17 protein-coding genes are annotated in these 15,485 nt (G+C 49.7%); 3 read left to right on the top strand and 14 right to left on the bottom strand.

The features are described 5' to 3' along the window. Positions 1-76 precede the first annotated feature (76 nt). From ACUY1T_RS01805 to ACUY1T_RS01825, 5 genes are all read right to left on the bottom strand, one after another. A complete protein-coding gene (locus ACUY1T_RS01805; protein ID WP_446020220.1) occupies positions 77-526 on the bottom strand; it encodes a GNAT family N-acetyltransferase in 450 nt (149 codons plus the stop codon). Positions 527-1,184: 658 nt separating this feature from the next. Continuing rightward, positions 1,185-1,652 (bottom strand): hypothetical protein, encoded by a 468-nt coding sequence (locus ACUY1T_RS01810; RefSeq protein ID WP_446020002.1) that lies wholly within the window; start codon positions 1,650-1,652, stop codon positions 1,185-1,187. An 83-nt stretch (positions 1,653-1,735) separates the two neighbouring features. Beyond that, positions 1,736-2,539 (bottom strand): hypothetical protein, encoded by an 804-nt coding sequence (locus ACUY1T_RS01815; protein WP_446020003.1) that lies wholly within the window; start codon positions 2,537-2,539, stop codon positions 1,736-1,738. A gap of 105 nt (positions 2,540-2,644) precedes the next feature. Next, positions 2,645-3,409, bottom strand: coding sequence for a hypothetical protein (locus tag ACUY1T_RS01820; protein WP_446020004.1), 765 nt, complete (start codon positions 3,407-3,409; stop codon positions 2,645-2,647). Positions 3,410-3,517: 108 nt separating this feature from the next. Then, complete coding sequence (locus ACUY1T_RS01825; RefSeq protein ID WP_446020005.1) at positions 3,518-4,333, bottom strand: hypothetical protein; 816 nt, start codon at positions 4,331-4,333, stop codon at positions 3,518-3,520. Between the two features lie 711 nt (positions 4,334-5,044). Between ACUY1T_RS01825 and ACUY1T_RS01830 the strand changes: the two genes are divergently transcribed. Both ACUY1T_RS01830 and ACUY1T_RS01835 read left to right on the top strand, forming a co-directional pair. Further along, a complete protein-coding gene (locus ACUY1T_RS01830; RefSeq protein WP_446020006.1) occupies positions 5,045-5,674 on the top strand; it encodes a histidine phosphatase family protein in 630 nt (209 codons plus the stop codon). Positions 5,675-5,682: 8 nt separating this feature from the next. Beyond that, positions 5,683-7,830 carry a putative bifunctional diguanylate cyclase/phosphodiesterase gene (locus ACUY1T_RS01835; RefSeq protein WP_446020007.1) on the top strand — a complete coding sequence of 716 codons (2,148 nt, stop codon included), beginning with the start codon at positions 5,683-5,685 and terminating at the stop codon, positions 7,828-7,830. Between the two features lie 68 nt (positions 7,831-7,898). On the opposite strand, the gene ACUY1T_RS01840 is transcribed toward ACUY1T_RS01835, so the two are convergent. Together ACUY1T_RS01840 and ACUY1T_RS01845 are read right to left on the bottom strand one after the other, a co-directional pair. Then, the gene (locus ACUY1T_RS01840) at positions 7,899-8,258 is read right to left on the bottom strand and encodes a DUF1304 domain-containing protein (RefSeq protein ID WP_446020008.1); all 360 of its coding nucleotides are present in this window, start codon (positions 8,256-8,258) and stop codon (positions 7,899-7,901) included. A 148-nt stretch (positions 8,259-8,406) separates the two neighbouring features. Continuing rightward, entirely contained in the window at positions 8,407-8,763 is a 357-nt protein-coding gene (locus ACUY1T_RS01845; protein WP_159551843.1) for a hypothetical protein, read from the bottom strand. Positions 8,764-8,996: 233 nt separating this feature from the next. Here ACUY1T_RS01845 and ACUY1T_RS01850 point away from each other — a divergent pair, with 233 nt between their 5' ends. Next, positions 8,997-9,098, top strand: a complete 102-nt coding sequence (locus tag ACUY1T_RS01850; RefSeq protein WP_446020221.1) for an integrase core domain-containing protein — start codon at positions 8,997-8,999, stop codon at positions 9,096-9,098. Between the two features lie 44 nt (positions 9,099-9,142). Here ACUY1T_RS01850 and arsN2 read toward each other — a convergent pair whose 3' ends face one another. The 7 genes from arsN2 to ACUY1T_RS01885 form a co-directional block, all read right to left on the bottom strand. Then, complete coding sequence (gene arsN2, locus ACUY1T_RS01855; RefSeq protein WP_446020009.1) at positions 9,143-9,565, bottom strand: arsenic resistance N-acetyltransferase ArsN2; 423 nt, start codon at positions 9,563-9,565, stop codon at positions 9,143-9,145. A 71-nt stretch (positions 9,566-9,636) separates the two neighbouring features. Further along, positions 9,637-10,131 (bottom strand): DUF6998 domain-containing protein, encoded by a 495-nt coding sequence (locus tag ACUY1T_RS01860; RefSeq protein ID WP_446020010.1) that lies wholly within the window; start codon positions 10,129-10,131, stop codon positions 9,637-9,639. A gap of 236 nt (positions 10,132-10,367) precedes the next feature. Then, the gene (locus ACUY1T_RS01865) at positions 10,368-10,994 is read right to left on the bottom strand and encodes a LysE family translocator (protein WP_446020011.1); all 627 of its coding nucleotides are present in this window, start codon (positions 10,992-10,994) and stop codon (positions 10,368-10,370) included. Between the two features lie 120 nt (positions 10,995-11,114). Beyond that, positions 11,115-11,480: a cupin domain-containing protein gene (locus ACUY1T_RS01870; protein WP_446020012.1), complete on the bottom strand. Its 366-nt coding sequence runs from the start codon at positions 11,478-11,480 to the stop codon at positions 11,115-11,117. Between the two features lie 68 nt (positions 11,481-11,548). Next, on the bottom strand, positions 11,549-11,905 hold the full coding sequence (locus tag ACUY1T_RS01875) for a DHCW motif cupin fold protein (RefSeq protein WP_446020013.1): 357 nt from the start codon (positions 11,903-11,905) through the stop codon (positions 11,549-11,551). A 95-nt stretch (positions 11,906-12,000) separates the two neighbouring features. Beyond that, positions 12,001-14,118 (bottom strand): tetratricopeptide repeat protein, encoded by a 2,118-nt coding sequence (locus tag ACUY1T_RS01880; protein ID WP_446020014.1) that lies wholly within the window; start codon positions 14,116-14,118, stop codon positions 12,001-12,003. Between the two features lie 479 nt (positions 14,119-14,597). Next, positions 14,598-15,080 (bottom strand): GFA family protein, encoded by a 483-nt coding sequence (locus tag ACUY1T_RS01885; protein ID WP_446020015.1) that lies wholly within the window; start codon positions 15,078-15,080, stop codon positions 14,598-14,600. Between the last annotated feature and the right edge of the window lie 405 nt (positions 15,081-15,485).

Here is a 15,485-nt window from a genome sequence, read left to right on the forward strand (position 1 = left end):
AGAGAACACCTGTAAACATCTGGCGCTAACGCTCCGCTAAAGCGCAACGCCTCTTTGCGGCAGTCTCAGCGGCTCGTTAAGCGCTTACCTCATCTATGTACAGGGTCATAAACACACTGTTCGGATCTTCCAGGTAATCTCCGAATGGCGCACATGGGGTAAAGCCAAATGAAGCGTATAGCTCCCTTGCAGGCTGAAAGTACTCCATTGACCCGGTCTCTAGACTAAGTTGGCTATAACCGCGTGTTTTTGCCTCACGCATTATGTGCGACAGAAGGCGTGAGGCAACTCCCCGACGCAAGTAGGGCTTTGCGGTCCTCATGGACTTTATCTCAGCGTGGGTTTGTGAAAGGCGCTTGAGCGCTCCAATACCGGCGAGCTCCGCCCCGTCCCACATCGCCCAAAGAGTAATGTCCGGGCCACGTAGCCCATCGAGATCGAGCGCGTGGCGGCTCTCCGGTGGAGCCGTCGGCGCCATCGACTCAAGGTGCTCTCGTATTAGCTCGATAACTTCTTCACTTCGCACGTCATCAACACGGATGCCCAAGGTTGCTTCCTCGCTGGGTTGACGCTTAACGCTGCCTAAGATAATGTTGTTCCGTTACTGAGCGCTACAGCCTTAAAATGAACTTTTTTGAAGTGTGACGGTATTTACCTGACAGTTGGCCGCTGAAAAGCAAATTAACTATAGGGAGCCCACGGGGGCATGTGTCAGGTGAATACCATCACTGTACACACTGACGCTCTTGTTAGCCATACAAATTGCTAATTACTGCGCCGGGTATAGCTACGCGAAGTAATGAATTTACTGTCGATTCCGCTCCGATACATCCACTTGCCTATTATTGATTAGCACGAGCACTGCAACGCCGCAAGCCAGCATAAGAAAGGTTGCTATAGCAACAATGAGGAATGCTAGTGATTCATAACCCAAATAAAAGGCGATAGGTGATCCCATGAGCACACATAGTACTAGAAACCCGAAGAATCCACTTTTAGGAGATGTGATTTGGTTACTAAATTTCTCCCCGTTCGATTAATAGCTAACGCCTTGGCTTTGCGGCGCACTGGAGCGCTAGCGTAGGTGCGTTGGACTTCCCCCGACAAAGTGGACACGCCACCATCAGTTAATCTCCTCGAACTCTATCGGAGTCCGGTAACCAAGGCCACTGTGCAGCCGATTGTTATGTTCTAGACAGCTTAGAGGCTCGAATCGCATCTGAAAGCCCTCTCTCAAAGGCTGACCAATCTTCAGATCCTTTTCCCCCATGGAACATATAGACACTTCCACTTAGATCTTCGTAATCCAAAATTGTTGCACTCACGGGAAATAGAAAGCCAATTTCATTGAGCAGCAATAGACCAGATACGACGAAAGCAAAAACCGAAATCGACAATGTCAAAGGGGAAGAGGCCAGAATGAACACCACAATCGACACTACAAGCCAGAATATAGACTTTTTTATATTCGTCACGGTGGAGTGAGGCCGACCACGCCAGTGATCTAACTCGGCAGACATCTCACTCAATGGATATCTATCATGAACTAGCGTCCGCAGTCCTTTCTTCCAGAACAAGTAAAAGTACTCATCATCAAATGAATACCTATATTTAGCTCTAAACTTCGCCACTTCAATGACGCGAGTGGTCAATCAAGCCTCCTCATAGAACATAACGCCAGTGGTAACGGGCGGCAACGGAGCGCAGCGTAGTTGGCGTCCCGTTGATCACCTTGTTAAGTGTCACTGTCAGGCTGATCACTTTGAGCCTGAAGATCTTCAACTGCTTTTAGAATTTGATTTGCTTGCCGTACATTTTCATCATTAGCATGAGAGCCTTCTATGATTCTGCGCAGCTCCAAGAGAAGGTTGTTCTCAAGCCCATCGATAAATAAATGAAACATCTCATGACCAAACCTATCGATATTTTCTGCTTGATGAGGTAATGCCGCTTTTATAATTTTCGTTATATTTTTATTATCGATGAGCTTCGCAGCATCGCGAATACCCTGCTGAAGGATTAGCATTTTCGCAACGTAATGCCCAAGTATTGTTTGGTACGCATAAAAATATGCCCAGGCGATAGGCGTTACGAATGGCCGGGACTTATTCGCCTCCACCGTCGAAAGGCAATCTTTGTCAAATTGTGCTCCCATCATCTCAAAAAGTTGCTGCAATTGTGGGTTTTCAGCTGCGGCTTTGGCCGTGTTCTCGAACTTAAAGTGAGCAACCTGCGTTGCGATACCTTTTGCAGGGGCCATTTGAATAACACCACCCCACAATTGTTCAACAGCAGAAACCTGACGTTGATATAGAACCGACTGCCGATTCACGATTCCAGATAACGCCCCACTTCTTAGCGCTTCAATTTGCTTTTGCTTACTGCCAAGTTCATCTCTTAATTTTTCGATTTTGACGTCATATTCATGTCTTACAGAGTTCGTCAATCTAGTAACAATGAGATTACGCGAGAGCCAAATCACGACTCCCAGCAAGAGCCCAAAAGCTGTTGTTGTTGTCAGTGCTGGTATCCATGCCATATATATATCTATGTTTAAACGAATACTTAACGCCCGCGTTTGCGGCTGGTTTGTAGCGCAGCGGAAAACCAGTCCGAAACATGCGCTTGTTAGCTGCGACCTTGATTAGCACTCCGCAACCTCTGAAATTTCAATTATCTTACTTGGCTCTGGGTCTATATTTTCTGCGAACTTTGATATGTCGATTTCAAGGTAACGCCACCCCTCATCATCAACTCCAGATTGAACAATCAGCTCTAGATTAAATCCCATTGGCTCTTTATCTTTGCCATATATTTTCTTCTCGATAACCATTGGGTTATTCATGGTTCTTTCAAAGAAATGATCAGAAGCACAAAATGCTGCTCTGTATTCATTCTGATACTTAAAGTCAGTATGTTTTAGGTAAACCTCACGCCAAAACTCACCCACAATAGGTTTTGGGTGGTTATTAATATTGTAATATTCAACTTCTCCGTGACTGAAGAATTTACGACCATCAGGGTTTTCTAATTCTTCATAAGGCTCATTTAACAACTGCATAAATAAATCAAAACTGTCTTTATAGAGTTCAACTGCATATTTAGAGTCGCCAATTGCCTTTTTGTCTATTTTTGTGCTCATGCAAAAAACAAAATATTGTTTTATGTACTCTTCATCATTACCTACGCTGATACACTTGAACTCAATACCCCTAAAGCTGCCTGTCGGTAGAAGCTCGGGGAAATTCTCGTACTCTTCATCAGGAAAGCTAACAGAGCATTCTGCTGAATCAGACCTACCCACATCATCTTCAATTTTAATGTACTTTGTTAATTCGTAAAATCGAAATATACCCACAGAGATCTTTTCAGCGATATCCAAGGTTGGAGTAAATTTATATAGTTTCACTATTTATTGGCTCCATGCGCTGAGGGTAACTCGGGCAGCTAACGCACGGCTCACGCGCCGGTTTGGAGCCGCGAAGCGGCGGAAAATCGGTCGCTGTGCAGCCGATTGTTAAGCAAAACCTGCACGAGCCTCGACTTCCGAACAAAGTTCCTGCTGCCGCCTCTCTATTAGCGAGAGATACTCCCCTAAGTGCTCGAGTCGTACAACATCGACTCGATATGGAGAATTCTTATAATGCTTCGAAGGGTAATCGAACCTAAAAGCGGCGCTGTTAATCTCCTCTACAGCAATCTCACCTTCATCTGAGAGCCGGGCTCGGAAAAGCGGTGCATTTAGAATCACTAGCGGCTGAACAAAGTGAATTTCGCAAGGATTATTAAGGATATCGTCTGTTTGCTTCGCACCGTCTGGTGAAATTGAATCGTAGTAATACTCTGAAGCTTTGGAAACAGAAACGAAAGATCCGTACCAACGTGACGGTTGGTCTGGGTTTTTGAACGATTCATGTATCCCACTTCCGAGCCACCCATTTTTCCTGATAGGCGAACTCTTTTTCAGGGTCTCTGCTAACTGAATTGGATTGCCTGGAAAATTAATAGCGGATATTAGATTATTCCAGGCGCACGACAGTAAGAATGGATGAGAGTGTTGATCAAATACCACCCATGGTTTTTCGGATTTCTTTACCTCTCCACAGACGTGAAACTCTGAGTGAGTGTATTTTTTCTCGCCATGCTTTAAACCAAGCACTCGCGTTGCGACAATATCGATCTCTCTTGATTTATCCTCATCCTTATCCAGGTAGCCGTAGCCGGCACTTACAGACCATCCGGAATCAATAAAAATTTGACGGGCCCTAAGCTCGGTGCTGAAGCCTGATTTTTCAAGGTCTTTTATGATTCTATCGATCAACTCTTTGCTCATAGTTTTACTGCTTAACAGTGATTGGACTGAACGTCCTGATATTGGATGAACACGTGTGCGCGTTCAACAATGTTATCCCGCACGTTCTCGCTCCCCTAACCTATTGATTTCACAAAAACCTAAATATAGCTCGACCACCTATGCAGAATTCGCGCGCACGCGCGTTTTGCCGGAATCAATATACTGTATGCACATTTTCTTATACAAAGAAGCCGAGTATGGAGGCACACACATGCCCTAAAACTCATTGATAAGATAAAGACGACCATTCGCGTAAAGCACGACAGTCCCGGCCCAGGAAGATCTACGGTGCAGAGGCATGTGCTGGGCAAAGGCTTGCCGGGGTGCGTAGCCCGTTGGGTTGAGTCACAAATTTCAGGGACGCTACCGCCCTGCTGGCAGAATGGATGATGATTCCCAGCATCCCTAATGCGGCATCCCTGAGTACGTCTTGGTTACGTAAGCCATCTTCTGCAGCTTTTTTCTCAACGTAACCGAGAGAAACGTTGAGGGCAACGCCAACCAAAGCACGACACCAAGGCAGCACCATTGGCGCAAGCGCATCCGCCCATCAGCTTGACCTGGATCAAATATCTCGCTGCCTACGCCTAGGCCGGCTAGTGAGTATTAGATTTCTAATGCATATTGAATCATTACAAACGATAACTAGGGTCATCCGTGCTCCCTCTGCCCACTTTGCTTCGACAGCCGTTGCCCTATTGCCATCTGTCGTTGGCGTGCCTGCTGTGTCTTGCCAGCCTGTTCGCCTGGGCTGATGAGCATGTAGCGGTCGAGCCCAGCGCCGAGCTGTTGGCTTCCCTACACCAGGGCGGCTACGTGTTCTACATGCGCCATGGGCCGACTGACACAACACTTCCCGATCGGGTACCGGTCGACTTCAACGACTGTGCTACCCAGCGGCCCCTGAGCGACGAGGGTCGTGAACTCATGGCCACTGTCGCCGAGCACATGGCGCGGCACGCCTGGCCCATCGTGGAGCCCATCCTGGTCAGCCCCTTCTGCAGAGCCCAGGAGACCGCTCGGATCCTGTTCCCGCACAAGCCCCAGCAGATCGATGAGCTGCTGCGCTATACCGCCGCGATGACGGACGACGAGAAGCGGCCGGTCATCGAGCATACCGGCAAGGCTCTCTCACTGCCGGTCGAGGGCAGCGCCAACCGCATGATCGTGGCCCATGGCCCCAACCTGGCCGACTTGATGGATTACTTCCCAGCCGAAGGCACCCTGGTGATCTTCTCGCCGCTCGGTGAGGCGGGTTATCTCTACCGTGCCAGCATTCCACCGGAGCTGTGGCCATCGCTGGCCTCCCAAGCGCCGTAAGGTTGCCCATGAAGTCGAACCGACCGCTCATCTGGATCTTTCTTCTGCCCACTCTGGTGGTGCTGATCCCTGCCCTGCTGTTCGGTCTTGCCGCGGTGCAGGTGCTCAAGGAAAGGATGACTCAGAACCACGCCATTCAGTCGGCGGACATGGCCGCTCTGCTGCAGGCCGCCAACTACACTCAGAGCCTGGGCGAGCTACATCAGGGCGTAGTGGACATGCTGCAGCAGGCCGACCGGGGCGAGCTGTCGGCGCTTGCCAGCTATCGGCTGCATTCGAGCTTCGTCAACGAGCTTGCCACCCTGGGCGGGCAGATACAGACGTTGACCGAAACGCCGCTGATGATCGATTTGAACCACGGCAGTGCCCAACACTTGCGCGAGGCCTTCGAGGGCTATCGGCGCTTCATCATCATGGCCGGCGACATCGCCACCGTGGATGCTACCCGGGCCCGACATTACCTGGACGAGGCACAGCATGAATTCCTGCGCTTCTCCATGCTCACGGGGCACCTTTCGTCCAAGCTGGCGCAGCGCAGCGGCGAGCGCACCAGCGATGCCTATCAGGACACTCTTGGGCACTTCAACACGCTGCTGCTGTTTGGCGGGGCGATCCTGGCACTGATGCTGGTCGCCGCCTTTTACTCCGCCCGGATCCTGAATCGTCACCTGTTGATCATCGCCGAAGGGCTGCTCGCGCTTTCCCATCCCCACCGTGAGGTTCCCGAGCTGCCGCGAGTTCAGCGCCTTGCCGAACTGGGGCAGGGTCAGTTGCAGCAGCTTGCCCTGGCGGTGCTGCGGCTGCGTGAAAGCGAGGCACGTCGACTCGTAGCCGAACGCAAGGCGCACCAGTTGGCCCACTTCGATGGCCTAACGGAACTGCCCAACTGGCGCATGATGAGCGAGCACCTGGCGCATTCATTGATGCTGTGTCAGCGCAACGGCCAGCATGGCGCGCTGATCTACCTGGATCTCGATCTCTTCCAGCAGATCAACGACAGCTACGGCCATCGTACCGGCGACCGCTTGCTGCGCGAGGTTGCCCAGCGATTGCGCACCTTCCAGCAGGAGGGGTGTATGGTAGGACGGCTGGGCGGCGATGAGTTTCTCCTCATCATCGACTCCCTGCCCAAGCAGCCGGACAAGGCGGCCAATCTGGCGGAAGAGCTGGCCGACCGAATCCGGATCGTCGTGGCCGAGCCCTACTCCATCGATGGGATTCAGCACTTCCTCTCGGCAAGCCAGGGCGTGGCGATGTTCGACGGCTCGAGCGACGTCGAGACCCTGTTCAAGCTGGCAGATGCCGCCTGTCACCATGCCAAGATGGCCGGTCGCGACACCATTTGCTTCCATGACGATGCCACCCAGGCCCTCATGGAAGCGCGCAACGAAACCAGGCGCGATCTGCGCTTGGCCCTACAGCGTGGCGAGTTCCGCCTCGTCTATCAGCTTCAGTACGACGCCGACCATCGGCCGCTGGGGGCCGAGGCGCTGATCCGCTGGCAGCACCCGTCTCGCGGTATGGTGTCGCCGGCGGAGTTCATCCCTCTGGCGGAGGAGAGTGGCCTGATCGTGCCCCTCGGCGATTGGGTGCTGGAACAGGCGTGTCGGCAGTTGGTGGTCTGGCAGCAGCTAGGGGCCACGGCACATCTGACCCTGGCCGTGAACGTCAGCGCCCGCCAGTTCAAGGAACCGGATTTCGTCGAGCGTATTGAACGGGTACTCACCGCTAGTGGAGCCAATCCCCACCGCTTGAAACTGGAGCTGACGGAGAGCAGCCTGCTGGACGACGTCGAGGCCGGAATCGACAAGATGCGGCGCTTGAAGCGTCTCGGCATCAGGTTCGCCCTGGACGACTTCGGCACCGGCTACTCTTCGCTGCAGTACCTCAAACGGCTACCGCTGGATCAGATCAAGATAGACCAGAGTTTCGTCAACGATCTGCTGCTGAGCGGCGATGACATGGCCATCGTGCGAACCATCATCGCCATGGGAGTATCCCTGCAGCTCGAGGTGGTGGCCGAGGGTGTAGAAACCGCCCACCAGCTCGACTGGCTCATCGAGGCGGGCTGTCATGTGTTCCAGGGCTATTACCTCTGCAAGCCGCTTCCCGTCGAGCAGCTCGAGCTGCCACTCACCCCAACATCGGTGAGCTGAACCGCCACCTGGCCTCGCGCCAGAACCTTGCCCTGCTCAGCTAGCTTTTCAGGGTCAAGCGCGGTTTGTTACGAAGCCAGGAACAGCAGAACGAGACCAAGCGCGGCGGGAACAGCTTGAATGAGGAGAATCTTCTTGTTCGCCGTGAGACCACCGTAGACCCCAGCGACGAAGACGCAAAGCAGGAAGAAGACTTTGATGGAGAATCCTGCTTGGCCAAGGGCAAGGCCCCAGAAGAGCCCTGCCGCCAGGAAACCGTTGTACAGGCCTTGATTTGCCGCCAACGTCTTCGTCTGCGCTGCGAAATCGGCACTCAGGCCAAAGGCCTTTCTCCCCAGCGGCTTGTCCCAAAAGAACATCTCCAAGGCAAGGATGTAGACGTGCAAGGCTGCGACAAAGAAGACAACGATATTGGCGATGGTAAGCACTAGGTGCTGCTCCGAAATGGGTAGGATTGACGTGGAAGTGACGCGGCTCGGCGGTAATTCAACTTAGATGACATCTAACCGTTCCGCTTGAGCCGCGACTTGGCCTCGAGCGCAGCGGAAGGGTAAGCCGCCGGACTCAAAGCGGTTGTCAGCCGTTCCCATCGAAGCGCACCCCGGCCTGGGGATCATAGAGAGGACAGCCGAACTCAGCCCCTAAATCGATAAGTCGGTTCATGTCCTCACCCCTCATACCGTAGCAGTCGACTCTAAAAAACTGCGGTGTGGTAAAGATCTGAAAAGCGCCCCGCTTCTCATTCTCCCAAGTAGTCTCATCTACCTGACGCCACCCATCGGCGAAGAGATCTTTTAAGCGTTCCAGCATCGCCCCAATCGGAAGCTCTTCAAGCCCTTCCACATGTTTGCCATCGCTCAATCTCTCGTAAACCACTTGATGTTCGAGGGCGATACCATCGTTGTACTTCCAAAAATTCAAGTCGTAGCTCATAGTTCCTCCTTAACGACTAAGGCAGAGTTCTGCGGCAATTTGGAACCACGAAGCGGTGTAAAATTGTCCGTCAACAGCGCATTACTATGTATTCCTTCCCGCCGCATAAATCCAACACTCTTTACCAGACTGTAGACAAGAGCACGAACACAGTTCGTTAATAGTTTTTGGATCGCACATGGAATTACAAACTTTGAAACTTCTCTCTTGTTTCTTGCGGGCTTTTCCGGAACCTGCTTGAGTCACTGGGCCAAGCCAGAGCGTTCATCGACCGTTGGATTCGGCACTACAACGAAGAACGGTCAAATCACTCTTTGGGCCATGTGGCGCCCTAAGCACCCTCGGCATTAGCCGCGTAGGTGTGCAGAAACCAGGAGCATTACACAAGCCCTTTACCCATGAAAATTGATGAGTCCGGGCATAGCCCAGAAAATTGCTGTGTCTCAGTGATGACGTTTGGAGCCTCCGAGCGAGTTAGTACCTCGTAGCCCAAGCGCTTGAAGAAATTATCAGCTGTGTTTGTCAGAAGATATAGCGCTTTTAGGCCAGAGAAAGTTGCCCACTCTTCAGAAAATGCTACAAGCTTCTGACCAAGGCCATTTCCTCGATGGGTTGCAGAAATAGCGAGCGAGCGAAGCAGTCCATAATCACCGCATACCTCAACCCCTATGACGCCCACTAGATCACTTTGATGACGAAGGCCAAAGAAACAAACGCCGCCATCATCCCGCAAATCAGAAACTGGCAGGTCACAAGCAACCAAGAGATCTATAACTTCTTGGCTGTAGGCAATTTTCTCCATGAACTCTCCTTAATCGCCAACCTCACCAACACGTGAAGATCTGTAGTGAAGGTGCAACCGCGGCGAAAAATCTATAGCCGTGCTTGGCCTTGCAAACTGCCCAGCACATGTTTAAAGCACTGAACTCTCGGGTCACTCAAGACTGGCTCTTTCAGTATCAGAATATGAGCATTCACATGCTCACGATACGAAGCATAATCTCCCACAACCTCGTGAGGAATCAACAATGCTTCAATTACGTTAAAGTCCTCGTCGTAAATTATGGCCGCCAGAGCATCAAAGTCCTTCTCAGCGTACTTCCTGATAGCACTTAGCTGACGTGAATCATTTCTTGGGGTCACACGACGCCCCTTTATCTGAATACGCACACCATCCTTGGTGATGCCATCATATCCCGCCATTGAGTTGGCCTGAAGCTCAAGACCCAAGGCCTCTGCCACCAGCCACTCTGTATAATCACCAAGCGGATTATTTTGAGTTCTGACCACACCCCGAACTCTGAGCTCATTGGTCGCGGCAGCCTGAAGCTGCAGAAGTTCTTTAATTGTCAGCTCACTGAGATGCATCTTCCCTCCCATTCGGCTATTGTCAACCGAAACCTCGTACGGAAGCATGCCATAGCGCGTCGGATTGAGCGTGGGCTTAGGCGTCACGGTATCTTGCAGCCGTTCTCTACGAAGCCAGGAACAGCAAAACGAACTGCTCGCTGTTAGTGCAGCTGAGGCTTAACGCCGGACTTGAGCGGCTGGCAGCAGGCAAAGCCCGCTGGAAGGCGTCCGCTCGATGGGCGGGATAGCCGCCTTCATACAGGACGCTTTGCGAGGAGTGCCCACACGCCAGCTGCTGAGAGCAGCGAACCACCTGCCAGGTTGAAGCGCCGTTGCGCCCGTGGCGAGGACAGCAGCTTTCGCGCCGAGCCAGCAAATACTGCATACAGCGTTGCGTTGAGCGCGGCCATCGCTACGAAGGTGACTGCAAGAACCCAAAGCTGCTGCGTGACGGCCAAGCTTGGATTGATGAACTGCGGCAGAAAGGCAACGAAGAATACGATGCCCTTCGGATTGAGCGCGGTGACCAGGTAGGTGTTCGCAAACAGCTTCCAACGGGATCCTGGTGCGGCCGGCGCAGACAGCTCAACGGCAGAAATGCCAGCGCGAAGGAGTTTGATACCGAGGTAAAGCAAGTACAGTCCGCCAACCCATTTGACGACCGTAAACCAGAAAGCCGAGGTTGCCAGGAGTGCACCCAAGCCAAGAAGCGACACCACCAAGGCCGTTGAGTCGCCGAGTGCAACGGCAGCGACGAGCGGCACGTTCGCACGCCGACCATGCGTCATGGAGTAGCTTATGACCGTGAGGATGGTCGGGCCAGGAATGATGAGAAGCACCGCAGATGCGGCAACGAAGGCAAGCCATAGCTCGATGGACATGATAGGACTCCCCTTTTAGCGGCTAACGTCGGCACTCAGCTGCGCTTAAGGCTGGCGCGGATTTGGGGCAACAAGGTCGCGACAAGGCCGAGCGTCGGGCTGCAGCGTCCTTGTTATGCATCAAATCCATTCTTGGTCCTCGGCGGAGACCGTAACATCAGTCTTGAGGTCGCCAGTATGCGCCGTGCTTCCAGGCTCAATCATCATGAAGTGTGTCCCTGGTTCCGCTAACGGGCAATGTTCAACCCCCTTTGGCACAACGAACATTTCATTTGGACCTAAAGTAACATCTCCTTCATGCATCTGTATGGTGAGGTGCCCTTTAAAGACAATAAACAGCTCGTCTTCGTTGTCGTGCTTGTGCCACACAAGCTCGCCGCTTCCCTTCGCGAGCTTTACAAGCTGGCCGTTGGTTTCGGCGATTATCTTAGGAGTCCACTCCTCGTGAAACAGACTAAATTTCTCGCCAATCGAAATCTTTTTCATATGCCTACTCCGAATGCATAACGCCTTGCTAGCTTTTTGTTCTTCGAACATGGCCAGGAAGATGATTCTTAGTTGTTGCCAGGATTCAAGAAATCGCCATCGATAATGAGCAAATGCACACCATCGGTTGTGATTGATCGGTGTGAACTCAATCCATCCGACACCACGTAAGACATGCCTTCACGCAAAATTGAACGGCTTCCATCCTCTAATTCGTTGACAACCTCTCCCTTCAGGCAATAAACAATATGCCCTTTCTGGCACCAGTGATCAGCTGTGTAATTTTTGGAATACTCAACGTGCCTTATTCTGAGTCCCTCAAACTCAACCGTTTGCCAATACGCGATGCCCGTTTCACCTTTGTGCTCCGTTCTAGCGATGCTCTTCCAGTCGATTGTTTGAAACGCTATAGTAGGGTTTACCACTTCATTCTCCAATTTAAAAGGCTAACGCCGCGCTCACCGGTAAATTTGGAGCGCAGCGTAAAATTTGTCCGAGTGCAGCGCTTTGTTAAATTTCATTACTTAGCTATTTCTGACCGCAGATCTATGGCAATTGAATAGATCGTATGATCATTGATCATCTGTAGCTTTTTAAAGTGCTTTCCGTAATCTCTTACTCTGGCATCAAACACAACGAGATAACCAAGCTTCGTAAATTTGTTTATTTGATAATGAATAATTTGACTCTCTCCAGAGAGGGCATAGCCTGAACTATATCCGTTACCACACATCTTCAATTCAATAACAACTTTTAGTCCACCTGGTAACAGCACATAGAGATCTATAAAACCCGCACCAGCCTTGGACTCTTGAAGGATTTCAATTGCATCCTTACCAAACTTTCCATTCAAAAAGGTAATCAGCATTTGCTTTGATAGTTCTTCTGGTTTTTTTGTCCATTTGTACTTTCCAGATTTTTTGTCTTTATCCCAGAAATGCATTCTCGAATCTGCACTAATGGACTTTGAAAATTCTTCTAAAGCTTCGTAGAATTGTTCGGCCGTTATTGCTATCTCGGGAAAACTATTTCCTTCCTGATAAGATATTATATCTTTATCATCAATATTTTCTAAGCAGTCCGCTATATAGTCACTTATGCCCTCAATAGATGGGTCTGATTTCTTAAAATATTTAAACGCCAATGGATACTTACGATTTTCATACAGAGCTTTAGCATAAGCAAAGCAAATACCAGGAAGCTCACCGATTAAATCTATTCTTTCTTTAATGAAGAATTCAGCTTCTTTCCATCGATTTTCATTAAATAGCATTGCAACACAATTTTGTGCAGCAGAATGATAAAATTGATTACACGCCAAAGATTTCTTGTAGTGCTTGAAAGCATCATCAATCATACTTTCATTGCGATATTTCTCCGCAATAGCGAAGTGAATTACGTCAAGCATTTGGTTATCATTATGTGATTCGACAGCAATTCTAGATCTATCAAGTAGCTCTATAGACTCTTCCAAACTAAAACCACTATTTGTAGATTGATACAGTAGAGCTGCTGATAATATCGAGCTATCTCCAGATGCAACAATTCGAGACATTAGGTCCTCATCGATAACTTTAGCTTCAACTAATAGTTCACCTATTTCACATCTCAGAGAAAAGTTGTCATCCTTTATTATGTCAGACAAGCTCTCAGCTTCGAATTTAAACCCCTCTGCTTTACTCGTCTCTCCATTGGTATTTGCTAGAATTTCAGCTAAAGATAGGCTTGCATGAAGTTCGATTTCATTTCCGATTAAGCCACGTCTCAATTCGCAGGCTTCTTCTGCAATAGGTAGTGCATCTATATTTTTTCCGATTCTCTGTAGATATGCAGCCTTTTTGTGTTTTAAGGATGCTAATAATTCTCTATCAATCAGTTTTTCTGATCCGTAGAGTGCAATGCACTTATCAATTAACTGGATTGCTGCTTGAGGGTCTGTTGGTGATTTAATGTTTGATATTTGAATTATATTTTTGACAGCTTCGTCTCTAGCTCCAGATTCTAGATGTTTGTCGGCAGCTTTCTCTGCGTAACTTATAACATCTTCATCAGCTTCAGATATCTTGGATAACCCTTGATATGCCCAAGCAATAGTTCCTGAGTCACTGTCATTTGATGAAATTACTTGTTTATAAATGAGCGAAGCTTTATTATAAAATCCCTTAATTGCAGAAATATTCGCTTTTTCTAGATATAGATTTTGAACCAAAATCGGATCTAATTCATCCTTGTATTCATCTAGTATTTTTTCGATATCTCCTAGCGTTTCTTCTCTCTTTCCCAAGTGTGACGATAATGCTATTAAAAAAGTTAGATATTCTTTTCTTGAGTCCTTATCGAGTCTTGATACATTCATGCATCTCAATTTTACTAGGATCTTCTTGTCAGTAGAAAACTGCAGCAACCCCCTATTTTCATAAAATATTTCATAAGCTTGTTGATAGTCTTCTTCTGCAACTTTTTCATCAAACAATTTTATCCAGTCAGAAGACAGACTCCGAAATGCACGTGATATTGACTCAGAAATTTTCCTACCAATATCTTGGTCAACTTCCTCTTTACTATCTGAAGATCCAATCATTCTTCCATTCGTTAGATTGATCTCGAAAGAAACATTTTTTGTGTCTTTATTTGCCATAAAATATATTTCGATGTTAGTTATTACGTAAATTTAACGCCGCCAGCACGAGCGGCTTTGTAGTGGAGGCGATGCCGGAACGGAAAAGCCGTCGCTGTGCCTGGCCTTGTTAGCCGCCCTCACTTTACTACTGTTCCCGGCACGACATATCTTCTCGGGTCTTCTACTTGCTTCAAATCGATGTGTGCCTGACAAACGCAGTGAGAGAACTGCCTGCGAAGCGCCTCTGGATCATCCCACGATAGCTCCCATGGCTCGAGCTGCTGGCTATCGACGGACTTGAAGCAAGTGCAATCATCCACACGAGAAATGGCCATCTCACTTTCTCTATGGCTGGCAGTGCTGCAAGCAGAAAGCGATACGACCATTACCAGCATAGCGAATACGTGTCTCATTAAATTTCCCCGGCTAACGTCCAAGCTCAGCCGCGGCCGGCGAGCGTAGCGAGCCAGACGTCGGCTGGAGCGCCTTGTTGGGCGTCATAGCTCGGGTTCCCCGAGGTGCTGCGGAAGCCGATCGCGGATCTCGAACCATGGCGCCTTCGACGCCACATAGATGTGTTCTGTGGGCCGGATCCCCGGATCGCCGTTCAAGGTGCCGCAACGAATAGAGACCACATTCTCTCTGTCCCGAGCCTTTGAGTATATGGGCGACCCACACTCCGAGCAAAAATACCGATTCTCTCCTGGGCTAGACTGAAATGCTTTGAGTAAATGTGCTCCAACGATTATGACTAGATCACTCTCTTTCACCAACATATTGGTTGCAAAAGAACTGCCCGTAGCTTTGCGGCACATACTGCAGTGGCAGTAGTACATGGACTGAGGCGGGCCGCGTAGCTCATACCTCACATTTCCGCAAAGGCAAGAACCTTCGATCATTTCAGTGATCTCCGTTTGACGCCCAACAGCGATTGGACCACGCGTCCTGATATTGGATGAACACCGCTGCGCGTTCAACATTATTATCTAGCGCACTTTACCCTACCTAACCTATTGATTCCTATAATTCCAAAGCATAGCTCGGCCACCTATGCAGAATTCTCACACACGCGCTTTGCCGGAATCAATATACTGTATGCACAAGTTTTTATACAAAGAAGCCAAGTATGGAGGCACACACATGCCCTAAAACTCATTGATAAGATAAGGCGACCATTCGCGTAAAGCACGACAGCCCTCGGACCGAGAAGACCTGCAATGGAACGCATGTGCAGTGCAAAGGGGTAGCTGTGGTGCGCAGCCCGTTGGGTTGAGTCGAGAATTTCAGGGACGCTACCGCCCTGCTGGCAGAATGAATGACGATTCCCATCATCCCTAATGCGGCATCCCTGAGTACGTCTTGGTTAGAGCCATCTACTGCGGCTT

Source organism: Billgrantia sp. Q4P2 (genome assembly GCF_052806135.1).

Bases quoted from the DNA above. Each gene is read 5' to 3' on its own strand.
- ACUY1T_RS01870 (WP_446020012.1), bottom strand. From the start codon at position 11,480: ATGAAAAAGATTTCGATTGGCGAGAAATTTAGTCTGTTTCACGAGGAG.
- ACUY1T_RS01885 (WP_446020015.1), bottom strand. From the start codon at position 15,080: ATGTTGAACGCGCAGCGGTGTTCATCCAATATCAGGACGCGTGGTCCA.
- ACUY1T_RS01825 (WP_446020005.1), bottom strand. From the start codon at position 4,333: ATGAGCAAAGAGTTGATCGATAGAATCATAAAAGACCTTGAAAAATCA.
- arsN2 (WP_446020009.1), bottom strand. From the start codon at position 9,565: ATGGAGAAAATTGCCTACAGCCAAGAAGTTATAGATCTCTTGGTTGCT.
- ACUY1T_RS01865 (WP_446020011.1), bottom strand. From the start codon at position 10,994: ATGTCCATCGAGCTATGGCTTGCCTTCGTTGCCGCATCTGCGGTGCTT.
- ACUY1T_RS01880 (WP_446020014.1), bottom strand. From the start codon at position 14,118: ATGGCAAATAAAGACACAAAAAATGTTTCTTTCGAGATCAATCTAACG.
- ACUY1T_RS01845 (WP_159551843.1), bottom strand. From the start codon at position 8,763: ATGAGCTACGACTTGAATTTTTGGAAGTACAACGATGGTATCGCCCTC.
- ACUY1T_RS01860 (WP_446020010.1), bottom strand. From the start codon at position 10,131: ATGCATCTCAGTGAGCTGACAATTAAAGAACTTCTGCAGCTTCAGGCT.
- ACUY1T_RS01835 (WP_446020007.1), top strand. From the start codon at position 5,683: ATGAAGTCGAACCGACCGCTCATCTGGATCTTTCTTCTGCCCACTCTG.
- ACUY1T_RS01815 (WP_446020003.1), bottom strand. From the start codon at position 2,539: ATGGCATGGATACCAGCACTGACAACAACAACAGCTTTTGGGCTCTTG.